This is a genomic window from Bacillus sp. JST-5 (assembly GCF_057747715.1).
Window position 1 is genome coordinate 1 of record NZ_JBYLHW010000031.1, and the last position, 17,690, is coordinate 17,690.

19 protein-coding genes are annotated in these 17,690 nt (G+C 32.6%); 14 read left to right on the forward strand and 5 right to left on the reverse strand.

Annotated features, from left to right (window positions below; all coding sequences use genetic code 11):
- On the forward strand, window positions 1–305 hold a 305-nt coding region (locus AC3ASS_RS07955; RefSeq protein ID WP_488282988.1), incomplete at its 5' end, for an integrase core domain-containing protein.
- Window positions 306–439: 134 nt separating this feature from the next.
- On the opposite strand, the gene brnQ is transcribed toward AC3ASS_RS07955, so the two are convergent.
- Window positions 440–1,783 (reverse strand): branched-chain amino acid transport system II carrier protein, encoded by a 1,344-nt coding sequence (gene brnQ / locus AC3ASS_RS07960; RefSeq protein ID WP_488282989.1) that lies wholly within the window; start codon window positions 1,781–1,783, stop codon window positions 440–442.
- 208 nt (window positions 1,784–1,991) lie between these two features.
- Between brnQ and AC3ASS_RS07965 the strand changes: the two genes are divergently transcribed.
- From AC3ASS_RS07965 to AC3ASS_RS07975, 3 genes are all read left to right on the forward strand, one after another.
- A complete protein-coding gene (locus tag AC3ASS_RS07965) occupies window positions 1,992–2,561 on the forward strand; it encodes a DUF3231 family protein (protein WP_488282990.1) in 570 nt (189 codons plus the stop codon).
- On the forward strand, window positions 2,491–2,994 hold the full coding sequence (locus tag AC3ASS_RS07970) for a DUF3231 family protein (RefSeq protein WP_488282991.1): 504 nt from the start codon (window positions 2,491–2,493) through the stop codon (window positions 2,992–2,994). Before AC3ASS_RS07965 ends, AC3ASS_RS07970 begins: the two co-directional genes overlap by 71 nt.
- 143 nt (window positions 2,995–3,137) lie before the next feature.
- Window positions 3,138–4,190, forward strand: coding sequence for a DmpA family aminopeptidase (locus AC3ASS_RS07975; protein WP_488282992.1), 1,053 nt, complete (start codon window positions 3,138–3,140; stop codon window positions 4,188–4,190).
- A gap of 31 nt (window positions 4,191–4,221) precedes the next feature.
- Here AC3ASS_RS07975 and AC3ASS_RS07980 read toward each other — a convergent pair whose 3' ends face one another.
- The 3 genes from AC3ASS_RS07980 to AC3ASS_RS07990 all read right to left on the reverse strand — a co-directional run bounded on the left by AC3ASS_RS07980 (window position 4,222) and on the right by AC3ASS_RS07990 (window position 8,580).
- Window positions 4,222–5,442 carry an MFS transporter gene (locus tag AC3ASS_RS07980; protein WP_488282993.1) on the reverse strand — a complete coding sequence of 407 codons (1,221 nt, stop codon included), beginning with the start codon at window positions 5,440–5,442 and terminating at the stop codon, window positions 4,222–4,224.
- 318 nt (window positions 5,443–5,760) lie between these two features.
- Complete coding sequence (locus AC3ASS_RS07985; protein WP_488282994.1) at window positions 5,761–7,875, reverse strand: MMPL family transporter; 2,115 nt, start codon at window positions 7,873–7,875, stop codon at window positions 5,761–5,763.
- Between the two features lie 117 nt (window positions 7,876–7,992).
- Complete coding sequence (locus AC3ASS_RS07990; RefSeq protein ID WP_488282995.1) at window positions 7,993–8,580, reverse strand: TetR/AcrR family transcriptional regulator; 588 nt, start codon at window positions 8,578–8,580, stop codon at window positions 7,993–7,995.
- 96 nt (window positions 8,581–8,676) lie between these two features.
- Here AC3ASS_RS07990 and AC3ASS_RS07995 point away from each other — a divergent pair, with 96 nt between their 5' ends.
- The 7 genes from AC3ASS_RS07995 to AC3ASS_RS08025 all read left to right on the forward strand — a co-directional run bounded on the left by AC3ASS_RS07995 (window position 8,677) and on the right by AC3ASS_RS08025 (window position 14,525).
- Window positions 8,677–9,420, forward strand: a complete 744-nt coding sequence (locus AC3ASS_RS07995) for a DUF3784 domain-containing protein (protein WP_488282996.1) — start codon at window positions 8,677–8,679, stop codon at window positions 9,418–9,420.
- Window positions 9,421–9,613: 193 nt separating this feature from the next.
- A complete protein-coding gene (locus AC3ASS_RS08000) occupies window positions 9,614–10,465 on the forward strand; it encodes an ABC transporter ATP-binding protein (protein WP_488282997.1) in 852 nt (283 codons plus the stop codon).
- A complete protein-coding gene (locus tag AC3ASS_RS08005; protein ID WP_488282998.1) occupies window positions 10,410–11,327 on the forward strand; it encodes an iron-hydroxamate ABC transporter substrate-binding protein in 918 nt (305 codons plus the stop codon). Before AC3ASS_RS08000 ends, AC3ASS_RS08005 begins: the two co-directional genes overlap by 56 nt.
- A gap of 62 nt (window positions 11,328–11,389) precedes the next feature.
- Window positions 11,390–12,400, forward strand: a complete 1,011-nt coding sequence (locus AC3ASS_RS08010) for a FecCD family ABC transporter permease (protein WP_488282999.1) — start codon at window positions 11,390–11,392, stop codon at window positions 12,398–12,400.
- A complete protein-coding gene (locus AC3ASS_RS08015) occupies window positions 12,397–13,410 on the forward strand; it encodes a FecCD family ABC transporter permease (protein WP_488283000.1) in 1,014 nt (337 codons plus the stop codon). Before AC3ASS_RS08010 ends, AC3ASS_RS08015 begins: the two co-directional genes overlap by 4 nt.
- Window positions 13,411–13,536: 126 nt before the next feature.
- Complete coding sequence (locus AC3ASS_RS08020) at window positions 13,537–14,007, forward strand: hypothetical protein (protein ID WP_488283001.1); 471 nt, start codon at window positions 13,537–13,539, stop codon at window positions 14,005–14,007.
- A complete protein-coding gene (locus AC3ASS_RS08025) occupies window positions 14,007–14,525 on the forward strand; it encodes a hypothetical protein (protein WP_488283002.1) in 519 nt (172 codons plus the stop codon). The genes AC3ASS_RS08020 and AC3ASS_RS08025 overlap by 1 nt, the downstream gene beginning before the upstream one ends.
- A gap of 136 nt (window positions 14,526–14,661) precedes the next feature.
- Here the strand turns inward: AC3ASS_RS08025 and megL are convergent, their stop codons facing one another.
- Window positions 14,662–15,873 (reverse strand): methionine gamma-lyase, encoded by a 1,212-nt coding sequence (gene megL / locus AC3ASS_RS08030; protein WP_488283003.1) that lies wholly within the window; start codon window positions 15,871–15,873, stop codon window positions 14,662–14,664.
- A gap of 194 nt (window positions 15,874–16,067) precedes the next feature.
- Here megL and AC3ASS_RS08035 point away from each other — a divergent pair, with 194 nt between their 5' ends.
- The 3 genes from AC3ASS_RS08035 to AC3ASS_RS08045 all read left to right on the forward strand — a co-directional run bounded on the left by AC3ASS_RS08035 (window position 16,068) and on the right by AC3ASS_RS08045 (window position 17,661).
- On the forward strand, window positions 16,068–16,220 hold the full coding sequence (locus AC3ASS_RS08035) for a YpzG family protein (protein WP_488283004.1): 153 nt from the start codon (window positions 16,068–16,070) through the stop codon (window positions 16,218–16,220).
- A 148-nt stretch (window positions 16,221–16,368) separates the two neighbouring features.
- On the forward strand, window positions 16,369–16,632 hold the full coding sequence (locus tag AC3ASS_RS08040; protein ID WP_488283005.1) for a DUF1450 domain-containing protein: 264 nt from the start codon (window positions 16,369–16,371) through the stop codon (window positions 16,630–16,632).
- A 120-nt stretch (window positions 16,633–16,752) separates the two neighbouring features.
- A complete protein-coding gene (locus tag AC3ASS_RS08045; protein ID WP_488283006.1) occupies window positions 16,753–17,661 on the forward strand; it encodes a DUF1002 domain-containing protein in 909 nt (302 codons plus the stop codon).
- The last annotated feature ends 29 nt before the right edge of the window (window positions 17,662–17,690 follow it).

Here is a 17,690-nt window from a genome sequence, read left to right on the forward strand (position 1 = left end):
ATCCCGAAGCAATGATTCACTCAGATCAAGGATTCCATTATACGCACCCAGAATACCAAAAACGAGTTAAACAATTAAGGCTAATTCAATCGATGTCACGTAAAGGGAATTGCCTAGATAATGCCCCAATGGAATCATTCTTCGGTCATTTAAAGGATGAAATAGAATACAGGTCAGCTAGTAGCTTAGAGGAATTGAAACATATTGTAGAGAATTACATTGAACACTATAATACCAGCAGAAAACAATGGAATTTAAATAAGATGACTCCGGCAGAATACCGTAGTCATCTTATCGCTGCATAGATCGCAGTATCCCTTTTTTAAAAATTGTTTACTTTATAGGGCGCAGTTCATTATTAACACCCCTTTTTTTATACAATAAATGTAACACCCAAAATGCTGCTTTTACACTATTTTTATAAATGGGAAACCAAAGGTCATCCTCTTTGAAAAATTCGAACAATTAAAGAAGTTACAACAATGGTAACAACTGCAGGTAGTAACCACCCTAACCCTTTTGTATAGAGAGGAAGATATGACTCGTAGAAATCGATAACTGGAACTATCCATGGAAAATATTCAATTTCCAGTGAATTACATAATGCTTTTATTCCATCAAATATGCTAACAAAAAATGTTATTACTATAGTGGACATATACACAAATTTTGCATGTCCAAATAATGGAGATAAAAATGTTAATATAATGAGTACAATAGCCAACGGATATAAAAACAATAATACTGGTATAGAGTATGAGATAATATTTGACAGTCCAAAGTTGGCGATGACAAAAGAAAAACCGGTAAAAATAATTACAAACCATTTGTAACTAACAGAAGGAAAAAGAGTATGGAAATATTCTGAATTAGCTACAATTAATCCAATGGCGGTTGTTAAACAAGCCAATATTATAACAGCTGCAAGTAAAATAGATCCAATCGTTCCAAAATAATGGTTTGCAGCCCCGCTGAGAACGGGTCCTCCGTTTGCAAAAATACCTAGTGATTGAACACTTGTTGCACCCAAATAGGCAATGCCAATATAAATGGCAGCTAGTAAAACGATAGCTAATGTCCCGGAAATCACAGATGTTTTTAATATTTCTTTTTTTGAAGTAATTCCAAGCCCTTTAATGACATTAATGACAATAATTCCAAACACTAAAGAAGCAAGGGCGTCCATCGTGTTATATCCTTCAAGAAACCCTGTCAAAAATGAATTATTTACATAACCATCTGTAGGATCTTGGATACTTCCCATAGGATTGAGAAAAGCTGCTGAAAGCAAAATGATAAGAAGTATAACAAGACCAGGGGCCAACAATTTTCCAACATTATCGACAATTTTCGCGGGTTTTAGCGAAAAAAATAAAGCGATTAAGAAAAATATGAGTGTATATACCAATAAACCTAATTGCTGGTTATTTTCAGGTATGAATGGAGAAATCCCTACTTCAAATGCCACAGTACCGGTACGTGGGGCAGCGAAGAATGGTCCAATGGTTAAATAAAGCAATGATGTAAAAAAGATTCCATAAATCGGATGCACTCTCGATGCAAGTTCCTGCAAGTTGTTGCTACCAGAGAAGCTCATAGCCATAATACCTAACAAAGGTAATCCAACTCCAGTGATTAAAAATCCTCCAATGGCTGGAATTATATTTGTACCAGCGAATTGACCTAATTGTGCAGGGAAAATTAAATTACCTGCTCCAAAAAATAGTGCAAATAACATGACTCCTATAAAAAAATATGATGAAATGGAAAGTCTCCCCGTCAATGTATAAACCTCCTAGTTGTATCGATAATGATGTTTTCAGTATTATTTAAAGAATAATACGACTATTATAGAAAAACAATATATTTATAAATATTCAAAAAAGTCAGACCATTAATGTATACCCTTACAAATTTATTATTGTAATGATATTTGTATATAAAATCAACACGTATTGCATAATAAATAAAAAAAAGTAAGGGGATATAAAATGGGAAATGAACATCAACAGTTAAAAATGACATCTGTAGAAATAAGTAAACTTTGGGCTACATATATGGGAAACTCCATGTCTATTCAAATTCTTGAATATTTTTTAAAGCATGTAGAAGATCAAGAAATAAGGGATATTGTTAATCAAGCATTGGAAATTTGTAAGGAGATTATTACCTCAATTACTAATATTTTTAATGAAGAAAATTTTCCTGTGCCTAATGGATTCACTGAAGGCGATGTAAATAAAAATGCACCAAGACTTTTCCACGACGAATTTTATTTGCATTATTTAAAATATACTTGCAAAGCAGGGATGAGCTTGTATTCTTTAGCGATCCCATTAATGACTCGATCTGATATTAGAGAATTATTTATTCACACACTAACAAAGACTATAGGTTTAATAACGAATGTTATTAACGCAATGCTTGATAAAGGTTTCTTAATAAAACCACCTACCATCCCATATCCAGATAGAATAGAATTTATACATAATGCAAGAGTACTTGAACGGATTTTTTGGAAATCGTCCACTTCAAGGGCTAGAAATTACACACTTATATGACAATATAGAAAATAATGTAGCAAGTAAAGCTTTGCTTGTTGGATTTAGCCAAGTGGTAAAAGATGAAAAGATAAAAAAATATTTTATCAGAGGGAGAGATATAACTGCTCGTCATATTGAATCAAGTTCAAAAATGTTACGTAAAGAAAACTTACCTGCACCTAATTTGTTAGATCATTTAGTAACAACATCCAATGAACCACCTTTTTCAGATAAATTAATGTTATTTCATAAAATAGATATGTTTTCTATGAAGATTCGAATGTATGGAAATGCTTCATCATTAAGCTCAAGACGAGATTTAGGTGCGATGTATGCGAAAAATTTAATGGACATAAGTTTATTTGTAGAAGATGGAGCGAATCTAATGATTGATTATGGATGGATGGAACAACCTCCACAAGCAGCTAATAGAGATATGCTATCTAAATAGCTTATTTTAATTGGCAGTTATGATGGAATCATCTACCTGCCTTTTTTTGTGGAACATTTATACAAAAATGGGTAATAATTTTATATATAATAGGAAGAAAGTGGGTTTAAATAGATTAACGTTTGATAATTAGGGGAGTAAAAATGAAGAGAATTAGAGACTATGGAATTCAAATAGGAACATTAGAAATTGGTCCGAAAAATCTAATTACGGATGTACAAGGGGTAACTGTTGGACATGTAACACTCAATCAAGGTGATATGAAAACAGGGGTTACGGCAATCATCCCTCACCAAGGAAATCTTTTTAAAGAAAAAGTAATGGCCGCAAGTTATGTTATTAATGGTTTTGGAAAATCTATTGGAACAGTGCAAATAGATGAGATGGGTACCATTGAAACACCTATTATATTAACAAATACTTTGAGTGTGGGGGTATGCTCTCATGCACTTATTCAATACATGCTTAATCAAAATGAAGAAATAGGAAGAACCACTGGTACCATTAACCCTGTTGTTTGTGAGTGTAATGACATGTTATTAAATGATATTAGGGCTGGTTACGTAAAGGAAGACCACGTCTTCCAAGCCATTCAACGCTCTAATGTCTTATTTGAAGAAGGAGCTGTTGGAGCAGGGACAGGTATGGTTTGTTTTGGATTAAAAGGAGGAATAGGAAGCTCTTCTAGAATTGTTGAGACTTCTTATGGTAAGTATACGATTGGTGTTTTAGTTCTATCCAATTTTGGACAGATGGAACATTTTCGATTGAATGGTATTCCGGTTGGACAACAGCTTTGTAAAATAGTTCAATCACCAATAAGAAATGAAGAAGATAAGGGATCGATTATTATAGTTGTCGCAACAGATTTACCACTAACTGAACGACAATTAAAACGTATCATTAAACGTACTTCTGTGGGATTGGCAAGAACTGGATCATATTTTGGAAATGAAAGTGGAGATATTGTCATTGGTTTTTCAACAGCTAATAAAATCCCTCACTTTCCAACAGGTGAACTTAGTTATATTACTTCTATACATGAAGCGGAAATTAATCAAGCATTTATTGCAGTTGCAGATGCTACAGAGGAAGCAATTCTAAACTCTTTGATAACATCCGAAACTACGATAGGTAGAAACGGTCATACCGCTTATTCATTAAAAGAATATATAGAACATTTAACGAACATATAAAAATCCCTGCACACTTGGCACAGGGATTTTTCTACATACTTTTTGTTGTTTCTTTTACAGGTTCAGCGAAGTTTAATTTTCTCGTTTTTAATAGAAATAATAAAGTCATGGTAATGGTTAACAACCCGTAAAGGAGACTCATATATTGCAATCCAATAGCATCAAGTAAAAATCCTGTGAGTAAAAGAACAACTTGGAAAACAAAACGATCTAACATATTTCTAAATGAAAAAAATCTTCCGTGAAATTCTTTCGGAATTTTTGTTTGAAAAATAGTTGCTGCTGTCGGAAAAAAGCATCCTACGGAGAAACCAAAAATAGCAAATGCAGCAATAGATAAAATGGCTACATCGGCAAAATAGAGAACGATTTGAGATATTCCGATTACAAAGGAAAACGTAAATAATATCACATATGGTCTTCGATTTTGACTGATATATTTAACCAAAAATGCACCAATCATAAAAGAAATTCCTTCTGCTGCATATATCCACCCTTTTATTGAAGAACTGTCTTGGATTTCACTAATATTTATGACCAATAAATTAAATCCACCAAGAAATAAAAGAGGAACTAATGTTAATATCAATGTCATAAAAACAATTGGAATGGTTTTTATGATTGGAAACACATCTTTAAACTTAGATTTTACGACTAAAGGTTTTTTTGTATCAATTTCTGGTTTTGGCTGGGATTCTTCTATTTTTAAAAATAGAGTTAGAATAAAAAGTAATAAATATGCAACAATGGAACCAATGTAAAGCATATGTAATGAAACGATGACAATTAATATTCCTCCAAGTGCAGTACCAAGGATTCGTGAAATAGTTGATACATTCATATGTACCCCATTCATTTGTAGTAAATCTTTTTCCTCAACAACAAGAGGAATTGCTGCTTGGAGGGCAGGGAAATAGAAAGCGGCTGATGATTGTAAACAGATTAAGAAAACAACCATCCACCAAACAGAACCTGTCTCTAATGCAATGAGCATAAATATGACACTAGCGGCTCTTGCCAACCCGCTAAAAAGCATAACGGATTTTTTATTATATTTATCAATGATTTGTCCTGCTAATGGACCGAGGGCTAATCCGGCTAGTAAACCAGAAGCAAGAATAAGAGATTTGAGAAAATCAGAAGGAACTTTTTCCTGCATAAATTCTAAGTTTCCAATAATTCCAAGCCAAAGTCCGAATCCTGCAATTAGTTCTCCTGTTAAGAGAATCCAAACATTTTTATTGCGCCACATATATTTATTCCTCACAATCCCTGTTACTAAGTTCTTTTGAATCATTTCATATAAGAATAATATTCGGTTTTCGAAATTTTAGCAATTGAAAATTTTTTATATTTACGTAAAGTAATTTATTTATTAAAATTGTTCATTTCCATCTAGTCATTTTTAAGACTTTTGATTGCTGTTTGTAATAAGTTTTTACTTGAGGTTTTGTGGTGACTTTCCTCTAGTGGAACAAATGAATGTGACGAATTTGCTGAATAAAAAAAACCTGTCCACAGTTTTGAGAGTTGTGGACAGGTTTTAAGGTTGTACATATTTTTTATATTATTAATGATTGTTATTTTGATGGGATACCTTTTTATCTTTTTCAAACAGTGTGATAAGCCCTGGTAATAGAACTCCGCGAATTAAGAACGTATCAAGTAGAATACCGACAGCTACGATAAATCCAAACACAAATAATAATTCGATTGGTTGGGTCATTAATACTGCGAATGTTGCCGCTAAAATGATTCCTGCAGAAGAAATCACTCCACCGGTGCTGGCCACTGCAATTTCGATTGCTTTTTTAGTTGAATGAGTTTTACGTTCTTCTAAGAATCTTGAGATTAACATAATATTGTAATCAATACCTAATGCGACAAGGAAAACGAATGAATAAAGAGGTACTCTGTCGCTGATAGTATCGATATCAAAGAATAAATCTGTTAAGAATATTCCAAGTCCAAGGGCAGATAAGAAAGATATTAATATTGTGCCCATCATATAAATAGGCATTTTGATAGATTTTGTTAAGTAAATTAACATTCCGAATATTAAAATCGTTTCAAGGATTACAATTAATAATACATCACGTTGATTTACAGATCTTTCGTCTATGAGTTTCGCTGTTTCTCCGGCAAAATAAATGTTTCCGTCAATTTCAGCATTTTTAACAATTGAATCCGCATCTTGGATGATATCGTCTAATGCATTCATTACTTCCTCAGAATATGGGTTTTCATTAAATGTTAATTGTAATGATAGAACTTTTCCTTCTTGCTCTGCACCATTAAGACGTACACTTTCTACTAACGGTTGTTCTAATAGTTGTTTTTGTAATTCTTCTAGCTGCTTGTTAGTAATGGCATTATTAGATTCTACTAGAACCGTTGTCGGTGCCAAGTCTCCTTTAGAGAATTTTTCACCTAAAATTTCATAACCTTGCCTTGAAGGCATGTCTTTTGGAAAGGATTTCATGGTGTCGAATTCATATTTTACATTCAACACATTACTTGCAGATACAATTAGTAAAATTCCTACTAGAGCAACAGAAATGACAGGTTTTTTAACAACGAATTTCCCGATTTTACTCCAAATTGAATTTTCTTTAATTTTTGCATCCCCAACTTTAGGAACTGTTGGCCAGAATGATTTTCTTCCAAATAGAGTAAATAACGCAGGTACAAGTGTTACAGATGATATCATAATAATAACCATTGTCGTTGCGAATATCGGTGCAAAGTTGCGATAATCTCCAAACTCTGCGAAAAATAACACTAGCATCGCTGCTAAAACGGTTCCACCTGAGAAAAACACAGGTAAGCCTGTTCCTCTCATAGCCAATTTCATAGCTGTATACTTGTCTTCATGTTGTTTTAATTCTTCGCGAAATCTTGAAAAAACAAATAACGAATAGTCAATCACAGCAGCAAACAATAAAATGGTCATAATAGAAATGGTTTGATTGCTCATTACTAGTCCTGCTTTTCCCATTAATCCGAGTACTTGCATTACTACTTCATAAACAAACGCAGCAGCTAGTAATGGAATGAGTGCCAATAATGGAGAACGATAAATAATAATTAATAGTACAAGAATTAATCCAATGGTTGAAAAAAGTAAAACTAAGTCTGCACGTGAAAAGAGGTCAAGCGTATCAGCAGAAATACCTGCTGGACCTGTTACATAAAAGTCAAGATTGGATTGCTCGTTTACAATTTTTTCTATATCTTCTATAGAATTTTTTATTTCTTTATTTTCTAAAGAAGAATCAAAATTAACAGGTATAATAGCGGTTGATTGGTCTTCTGAAATAAATCCTTCAAATGCTTGAGGTGGTAATAACGCCAGGTTTACAACTTGCTCGAAACCTTTAACATTCTCTTTTTCAATTGTTGCAATTAAATCTATAATCTGTTGAAACTGTATTCCATTTTCGTCTTGAAAAACGAAAATAGCAGGAATCCCTTCGCTATCATCAAAATATTGATCAATCTTATTTTGGGCTATCACTGACTTTGCGTCTTCAGGAAGAGATTGTATGGTTGATACTTCATATTCTTTTGCCGAAGGGGCAAACATTGCAAGAAGGCAGGTGATTATGAACCAAACTCCTAATGTAACCCACATTCCTTTTTTTGTCGAAACACGATCGGTTATCGCATGTAATAAATTTTTCATCTGTATCTTCCCTCCTAATAAATAAAAATAATTACTGTGTAATATGAATAGTTACACTAATGTCACTTTAAACAAAAAAAATATAACTCCATAAACATCATTATGATAAATGGAGGGTTACATGTCAAATGATAAGTTTGTAAACATTCCGTTTCGAATAATTTCTTTAATATATTCCTTCCACTTTTCTTGAGGGATTTGATCATGATTTGGAATCGCAATTGTTTGAAAAATGAAGCCTAATATTAATGAATTAGGTATTGATTTTTTTAATATGTTTTCCTGCTTACCTTGCTGAACGAATTTGTCCAAATAAATATACATTTTCATGTGAAGATCGTCTAATTTTTGTTGTTTGCTCATAATTTTTTTACTTTTCTTTAATGAAACATTTCTTGTGAACTGAATGATGGAATGGATTTTTGTATCATTTAAAATTAAATCCATCAGATAATTAAATTTATCCTCAAAATTTTTAAATTCCTCAATTTTTTTAAGCTGGTCAAAAAATTTATTCATCTCAAATAACATATAGGAAGTAAATAAATCATCTTTGTTTTCAAAATATTTATAGATGGCGCCTCTTGAAATATTTAGTTTTTCTGCTAAGTCTCCAAAGGTAAAGCCATCATACCCATGTAGAATGAACAGTTCTTTTGTTGCTTCATATAATTCACTCGTGGAAAATTTCCTTTCTCTGGCCATATACTCACCTCTATATTTATTATAAATGAACAATTTATTAATTGTAACTGAAACAAATCTATAGTGAATTTCGTAATATAGATGAGGTGATTATTTATGTCTACAGGAACGATCGTGTTTATTATTACAATGGGCTTTTCATTATTGATTCATGGCGGGCTAACGTATTTAATTGTTAAGAAAAAAGATTATACTTTAATTTCGGGTTTTTCTAATCGCCCGAAAGAAGAGCAAGAAGAATTAATAAAAAATGGATTTCCACAAGCCCTTGGGAAATTGTTGCAAACTACATTCGTACTTTTGTTATTATCTTTTATTCTATATTTTCTTCCGATCCCGTATGGTTTTGAAATCGGCATGGGAATATTTATAGTTGTCTTACTCGTTGGAAGTATTTACATTCATAAATATGAAGTGGAAAAGAAAAAAAGAAGAGGATACTGGTTAGCAGGATTCTTCGCTGTTTTATTGGTTGGAATAGGCATATTGTTTTTTTATAGTTTGAAAGATGAGACGATAACGATCAATGACAGTCAAATAAAAATATCGGGTATATATGGAGTAGAATGGACATTAAGTGAAATAGAACAGGTACAACTTTTAGATGAGCTTCCAAAGGTTGATTTTAAATCAAATGGTTTTGCAGCTTTTGATAGATTAAAGGGATCGTTTCATTTAGAAGCTCCCTATGGTGAAGGAAAGCTGTTTATTTATAAAAATTATCCTCCCTATTTATATCTAGAAGGAAAAAATCAATATATTATTTTAAATCGAAAAAATTCGCAAGAAACAGAGACTTTATATCAACAATTGATAAAAAAACTAAAATTGATTGAATAGTGATACGAAGCATCAACATTCCCAAAAAGGAAGTTGATGTTTTTTCTTTTGGTCAAACTTGTAACCAAGTAACATAGTGACAATATTATTACAAAAATTTTTTTCATATTGACATATCCTATTTCATTCGATTATATTATAGATGCAATTGATAACGATTCTCATTCCCATTGATTGAGTTGGAGGGGATTCTTTGGTTCGCCTTTTTACAGAAGAATTAAACATAGGCTACGGTGAAAATTCTATAATAAAAAATATTTCCATACAAATTCCAGATCAACAAATTACAACAATTATTGGACCAAATGGTTGCGGAAAATCTACATTGTTAAAAGCAATGACTAGAATAATAAGTTACCAATCAGGTGCAGTTATTTTAGACGGAAAGAAAATAGCTGAAGAAAATACGCAAGATTTAGCCCGTAAACTTGCCATATTACCACAAAATCCTGATAGTGCTAAAGGATTAACTGTTGGGGAATTAGTTTCTTATGGTCGATTTCCATATCAAAACGGATTTGGAAGACTAACAAAAAGAGATTACGAAGTCATTGAATGGGCATTAGAAGTAACGGGAACAATTGATTATAAATATCGGAATGTCGATTCTTTATCGGGTGGCCAAAGACAAAGAGTTTGGATCGCCATGGCATTAGCACAAGAGACCGATATTATTTTTCTTGATGAGCCAACAACTTATTTGGACATGGCCCATCAGTTAGAAGTATTGGAGCTATTAAAGAAATTAAATATTGAACAAAATAGAACAATTATTATGGTGCTTCATGATATTAATCAAGCAGCAAGATTTTCAGATTTCATCATTGCCCTTAAGGATGGAAAAATTGTAAAAGCAGGTAGTAGTGAAGAGGTTGTACAACCTGATGTTTTGAGAGATGTTTTTCATATCGATGCATTGATAGGAAGAGATCCTAGAACAAATAAACCTATTTGCATAACTTATGATGTCTTGAAGGGAGAAAAAGAAAGTGAAGAAAAAATGGGCTATCAGCATCTTCTTAATACTGTCAATTATTCTTATTAATGGATGCAGCAGTCAAAATGCGAAAGATGATAAATCTGAGGAAAAAACTGATACAAGAATATACGAATCAGAAAATGGACCTGTGGAAGTTCCGAAAGATCCAAAAAGGGTTGTAGTATTATCCACTTTTGCTGGGAATGTTATGGCATTAGATGTTAACTTAGTTGGAGTAGATAGCTGGTCGAAAATGAATCCGCGTTTCGAGGAAAAGTTAAAAGATGTTGAGGAAGTATCTGAAGAAAATTTAGAAAAAATTATTGAACTGGAACCAGATTTGATTATAGGGTTATCAACTACAAAAAATATTGATAAGTTGAAAGAGATCGCACCGACAGTTACTTATACTTATGGAAAACTAGATTATCTATCTCAACATTTGGAAATAGGTAAACTGTTAAATAAAGAAAAAGAGGCTAAAGCTTGGATTGACGATTTTAAAAATAGAACGAAAAAAGCTGGAGAAGAGATTAAGGCAAAGATTGGCGAAGATTCAACAGTCTCTGTCATTGAAAATTTTGATAAACAATTATATGTATTTGGTGAAAACTGGGCTAGAGGAACAGAAATTTTATATCAAGAAATGCAGTTGAAAATGCCCGAAGCTGTAAAAGAAGCAGCATTAGAACCTGGTTATTATGCACTATCTGTAGAGGCTTTGCCTAAATTTGCGGGAGACTATATTATTTTTAGCAAAAATTCAGATGGTGACAACTCATTTATGGAAACAGAAACTTACAAAAATATCCCTGCTGTCAAAAATGGGCGTGTATTTGAGGCAAATGCAAAGGAATTTTATTTTAATGATCCGCTTTCATTGGAATATCAATTGGAATTCTTTATTGACAATTTTTTAGGAGAATAATGATATTTTAGGGGATCTCATTGAGTTCCCCTTATTATATTTTTTAAAAGTGGGGATAGTATATGAATCGTTTGAGAAATCGTTCCATTCCGTTTTCTCTTAAAATATTTAGTGCCATCATTCTTTTTTTGTTAACCTTTTTCTTTTCTTTAAAGGTAGGGGTGGCACAATTATCAGTAAAAGAGGTTTTTTTAGCATTATTTACAAACCATTCAAGCGAACAAATCCTAATTGTTCGAGAAATACGACTTCCTCGAGAGTTGGCAGCAATATTCGTAGGAGCAGCACTAGCAACATCCGGTGCCATTATGCAAGGGATGACTAGAAATCCTCTAGCTGACCCAGGAATATTTGGTTTGACTGCAGGGGCTAATGCCGCACTTGCAATAACAATTGCTTTTATACCTTCTTTAAATTATTTCGGTACAATGGTCAGCTGTATTATTGGCGCAACTTTAGGAGCATTTCTAGTTTTTGGGATTAGTGTGATGAAAAAAGGTGGCTTTTCTCCGTTTAAAATTGTATTAGCCGGGTCAGCGATATCTGCTTTTCTATTTGCAATCGCTGAAGGGGTAGCAATTTATTTTAAAATATCAAAAGATGTTTCAATGTGGACAGCAGGGGGAATGATTGGGACCACTTGGAAACAGCTGGTTGTCATCGTTCCTTTTATTATCATTGGATTGATTGTCTCCATGTTTTTTTCCCGTCATTTAACCATCTTAAGCTTAAATGAAGAGGTGGCAATCGGCTTAGGGCAAAAAATCATGCAAATTAAAGTGATATTATTTGTTGTTATTACAATTTTAACAGGTGCATCTGTAGCATTAGTGGGGAATTTAGCGTTTATTGGTTTGATGGTCCCTCATATTGTACGAGCTATAGTTGGAACGGATTATCGTTTTATATTACCAATGTGTACTATAGCAGGAGCAATGTTTATGCTTTTGGCTGATACTGTTGCCCGAACGATTAATGCACCGTTCGAAACGCCTGTGGCTGCGATTGTATCGATTATTGGATTGCCTTTTTTCCTTTTTATTGTCCATAAGGGAGGGAAGTCATTTACATGATTCCTAAAAATCTAATACATAAACAAAGACGAATTCTTCTATTACTAACTATTATTATTGCAACTACTTGTATAATCAGTCTAGGTTTAGGTTACTCCTCATTGTCATATGGAAGATTAATCCCAACATTACTAGGAGAAGGAACATTTAAAGAAGAATTCGTTTTGTACTCAATTAGACTTCCAAGAATGGTGATAACAATATTAGCAGGTATGGCTTTGGCGTTGTCTGGAGCTATTTTACAAAGCATTACTCGAAATAATTTAGCTGATCCTGGAATTTTAGGGATCAACTCTGGAGCAGGAGTTGCTGTTTCTTTATATTTCTTGTTTTTCCCTATTGAAGCTAACTCATTTATATACATGATCCCACTAATAGCCTTTTTGGGTGCAATATTGACTGCCATAATGATTTATATGCTGTCTTATAACAAAGTAATTGGGATGCAGCCGATACGTATGGTGCTAACAGGAGTTGGTTTTTCTTTAGCTTTTTCTGGATTAATGATTGTACTCATTTCATCGGCGGAGCAAACGAAAGTTGATTTTATAGCAAAGTGGATTGCCGGTAATATATGGGGAACGGATTGGCCGTTTGTTTTGGCGATATTACCATGGCTAGTAATATTAATACCTTTAACATTTTATCGAACTAAGCGTCTAGATTTAATGTCTTTATCTGAACCTGTTGCTATAGGAATAGGATTAAATATTAAGCGGGAACGAAAAATCATGCTGTTTGTATCAGTCGCATTAGCTGCTTCAGCTGTCTCTGTTACAGGGGGAATTTCGTTTATAGGTTTGTTGTCTCCGCATATTGCAAAAGCACTTGTTGGTCCTAGGAATCAATTGTTTATTCCTATTGCTATGTTGATGGGGGGCTGGCTTTTACTTCTAGCAGATACTATTGGAAGAAATATAGCAGATCCTAATGGAGTTCCGGCGGGAATTATTGTAGCATTGATTGGTGCCCCGTATTTTATTTATTTATTATTACGGGATGATTCATAAGTTGGAAAGATATTTGAGGTCGGCGAAATTTTAGCAAAAAAAATCCAATGAACTCACAAATATGAATAAATTTTAAATGGTAGGGAAAATTAAATTCGACATATATATATTTTTGGAGTTGATTGGATGAAATTAGCCCTTTCAATCTGTATAGGGGTAATCTTAATCATATTGTTTTTTGTAACACCTTCTAAACTAAATAGTATAGTCAATATATTTTTGTTTTTATGTTTAGAATTTCTCATTTCTACATTTTATTCATTGTTGTATATTAATTTGGGCATATGGAAAATATCTCAACAAGCAATTGATTATTTAACTTTTCAAACATATGAATTAATCATATTACCATTTTCTTTTTTAATATTCATTAACTATTTTCTTATGATGAAAAGTAACACAAAAAGAAGTGCTCTTATTTTATTTTTTCTATTCATGCTTTTAATGGCCGAACAGTTCTTTATTCATTTTGAAATCTTGAATCGTCAAAAAGGTATTCTACCTTCCGTAGTTGGATATACTTTGGTCTTTATTATTTCACTTTTACTAATAAAAATATTTCAACATTTATTACGTAAAGAAGGGATTTATTCCTAATGCCACTGCCAGTACAGTTTGATCAAAATGAATGGTTTGTAATCATTGCATTGATTATATCTTATTCTATTATCATTTATTTGCCAAAAAAAATACCATTCAGCATCTTTGTATTGATAAGTGTCTATGCCTTGGTAATTGCACGTATGTATGACCATATGATTGCATCACCGACAGTGGATTATTATGACATTATGGATACGACTAAATATGATTTATTTGATTTATTATTATATTTACTCTATCCTCCATTTGGATACCTATTTATTTATTTTTATGAAAGATGGGGCATTAAAGGATATTTAACCTTATTGTATATTCTTATATGGTCCTTATTAGGAATGGGGTTTGAATATTTAGCATCTTATTTTCAAGTTTTTCAATATAAAGGTTGGAAAATCTTTTATTCCTTTACTGTATATTTGTTTACCCAAAGTTTAACCTTAAGTTTATATCTTCTTGTTAAAAATATCTATAATAAAGTTAAACGACAATCGATGCAAAGAGTCCAAGAATAAATGTTAATTTCATCACTATTTTATCTTTTCCTTGAATCCGCCTGATCATAAGAATGTGGGGAGTCAATATAAAAAGGAAGGAGTGATTTATTCAGTCAGTAATCACTTCTTCCTTTTACTATAGTAAAATTAATGATTATTTTATCAATTCTTTATTTAAAGACTTTATCTGTTGGAATGCTTGATCAAGATCATTAAGAATATCTTGAATATCTTCAAGGCCTACGGACATTCGTAACATATTATCAGTTATTCCCATTAATTCTCTTGATTCTTCAGGGACGACTGAGTGTGTCATCGTCGCTGGATGTTGAATGAGGGTCTCTGCATCTCCTAAACTTACGGCAATTTTAATGAGTTTTAAATGATTCATAAATGCTTGTGCTGCTTGTTTACCTCCTTTAATAGTAAAAGAGATGAGACCTCCAGGTGAACGCATTTGTTTATTCATAATATGGTAGTATTCAGAGTTTTCGTCACCAGGATAATAAATCTTTTCTACTAGAGGTTGAGATTTTAAATAGTGAAAAACTTGTTTTGCATTTTCAACATGTCGATCCATTCTTACATGTAACGTTTTTAATCCTCTTAATAACAACCATGCGTCAAATGGAGAGATAATCCCACCGATGTCTTTTTGAGTTGACATTCGTATACTTTCGATTTCTTCTTTATTAGCACCTACAATTATACCTGCAATCACGTCTCCGTGGCCGCTAATATACTTTGTGGCGCTATGAATTACAAAATCGCACCCAATTTCTAAAGGATTTTGTAAATATGGTGAGGAGAATGTGTTATCTACTACAACTGGGATATTATATTTCTTCGCAACCTTTACAACAAGTTCAAGGTCAATCAGTTCCATTGTAGGATTGATTGGAGTTTCCACATAAATGCATGATGTATGCTCCGTTATTGTATTTTCAATTTCCTCTTCAGATTTCATTGAGATGAGTGAGTGAGTAATTCCGAACTTTTCTTCAATCATTTGTAATAGTCCGTAAGTACATCCGTATATACCACGGGAACAGATGATGTGATCACCGCTTTTTAGTAAATATAGAAGGAGGCTCGATACTGCTGCCATCCCTGATCCAAAAGCTAAAGCACCTTGTCCTTTCTCTAATTCAGTCATTTTTTCTTCTAAAATTCTTACAGTCGGATTACCAAGTCTTGAATAAATATATCCGGTTTCTTCTCCTGCAAATCTTGCCTCTCCTTGCTCAGCTGAGTGGAAGGTGTATGTTGAACTGTGGAAAAGTGGAGGAGCTAAACTGTCGAGGAAATCTTTAGAATCATAACCTGAGTGGATTAGTTTTGTACCAAAATTCACCTTGCTACTCATAAAAACATCTCCTTTTTACATGTAAACGCTTTCACTAATATTATACAAAAAATTTGGAAATTTGTGCAAAATATAAATTTCGTATGAGTAATTATTTTCGTTACTCGTATGAAAAAAGGTAAACATTCATAAAATAACAATGATATTCGCGAGAATATCATTAGTTCTTAATCCTACCGGAGAGGGTGAGTGGTTTGAGTTATAAAAATTATTTAGATCCACGCTCTGAGCTTTTTCATCATAATTGGACAAGGCCTAAGCGTTCAAAATCGCAAGTAAATGGTCATACGCAAATGTCTCAAACAAACATTATACTTCGTAGTAATGCAAAGGCTCATCGTTGGTAGGGTTTGGAACAATTGGATTGGGTGACTCAACCCAATCCATTTTTTATGGAGAATGTTAGAATCATGATATAATTTTATTCGGAATAAATAAAAAAATCATTTTCCTAGGAACCGCTGAACTTTATGAAGAATGAAGGAGCCGATTTCATTGACACCGTTCTTTTCGATATTTAAAAAAAAGAAAAATAAAGAAATTCATATATGTCAAAAAAATATAGATCGTTTCTATAATCAAAAAGAAATAGATCAATTTGGGCTATATTTGAAAAAAAAGAACCTAGTGATAAAAGAATATGAATGTTTAAATCATTGTAAAGAATGTAAAAAGATGCCGTATGTAGAAATAGATGGAGAAACGATTTTTCGTGAAAATGTTCCTGAACTAATAAAAGAATTAGAAGAACGGGAATGATCCTTTAAAGGTAAATATTGAATAGATGTGGAATTATATAATTTATTACTGACATTATTCTATGAATCTTGTAAAATCATATATTTATATAGGGAAATAGAAAAAGGGGAGTCGAGATAGATGTATAAAAAATGGAAAATAGTCAGTATCTTTTCTATACTATTGACATTTTTGTTTACATTGACAGTTCAAGCAAACGATGATGAAGTGATCAATGAGAAGTTAGGAGTTCCAATTGTTGTCTATGGAGAGTCCCTTTCAGAAGCACAGAAACAAGAAGTGAAACGTCTATTAAAAGTCGATGAAACAAGTAATGTAAAAGAAATAACAGTAACAGCAAAAGATTTAGTGAAATATATCAATGGTGACCCTAATTCCCAAATGTATTCTTCTGCCAAAATCACAAGATTAAATGAGGGAGAAGGATTAAAGGTCAATCAAATAACACCTGAAAACATTACGGAAGTTACAGATGAAATGTATGCAAATGCCTTATTAACAGCAGGGATTAAGGATGCGCAGATTGATGTAGCTTCTCCAATTAAAGTAACAGGGCATTCAGCCTTAACAGGAATATATAAAGCCTATGAAGTGAGTGGTGGTGAAGAGCTTGACCGAGTTAGGCTTGAGATTTCTAATGATGAGTTAAATTTAGCAACGGATTTAGCTAAAAAAGAGGGATTAAATCAAGAGTCGGTTAGCCAATTATTTACAGAAATAAAAAAAGAAATGGCTGATCAAGTTCCGGCTAATAGGAAAGAAATAGAAAAAATTGTTGATGAACAATTGAAAGAATTAAAAATTCAATTAAGCGAAGCAGATCGACAAAAGCTGATCGATTTATTTGATCGTATGCGTTCAATTGATATAAACTTTGATGAAGTAAAAAATCAATTAAATGACATTGCTAAACAATTAAAAGATAAAATTAATGATGTCATTCAAAATGAAGGTTTTTGGAACAGACTGATTGATGGCATAGTAAATTTCTTTAAAGCGATCATCAACTTCTTTAAAGAGTTGTTTTAACGAATAAATTAATAAACAAGCGTTTACCG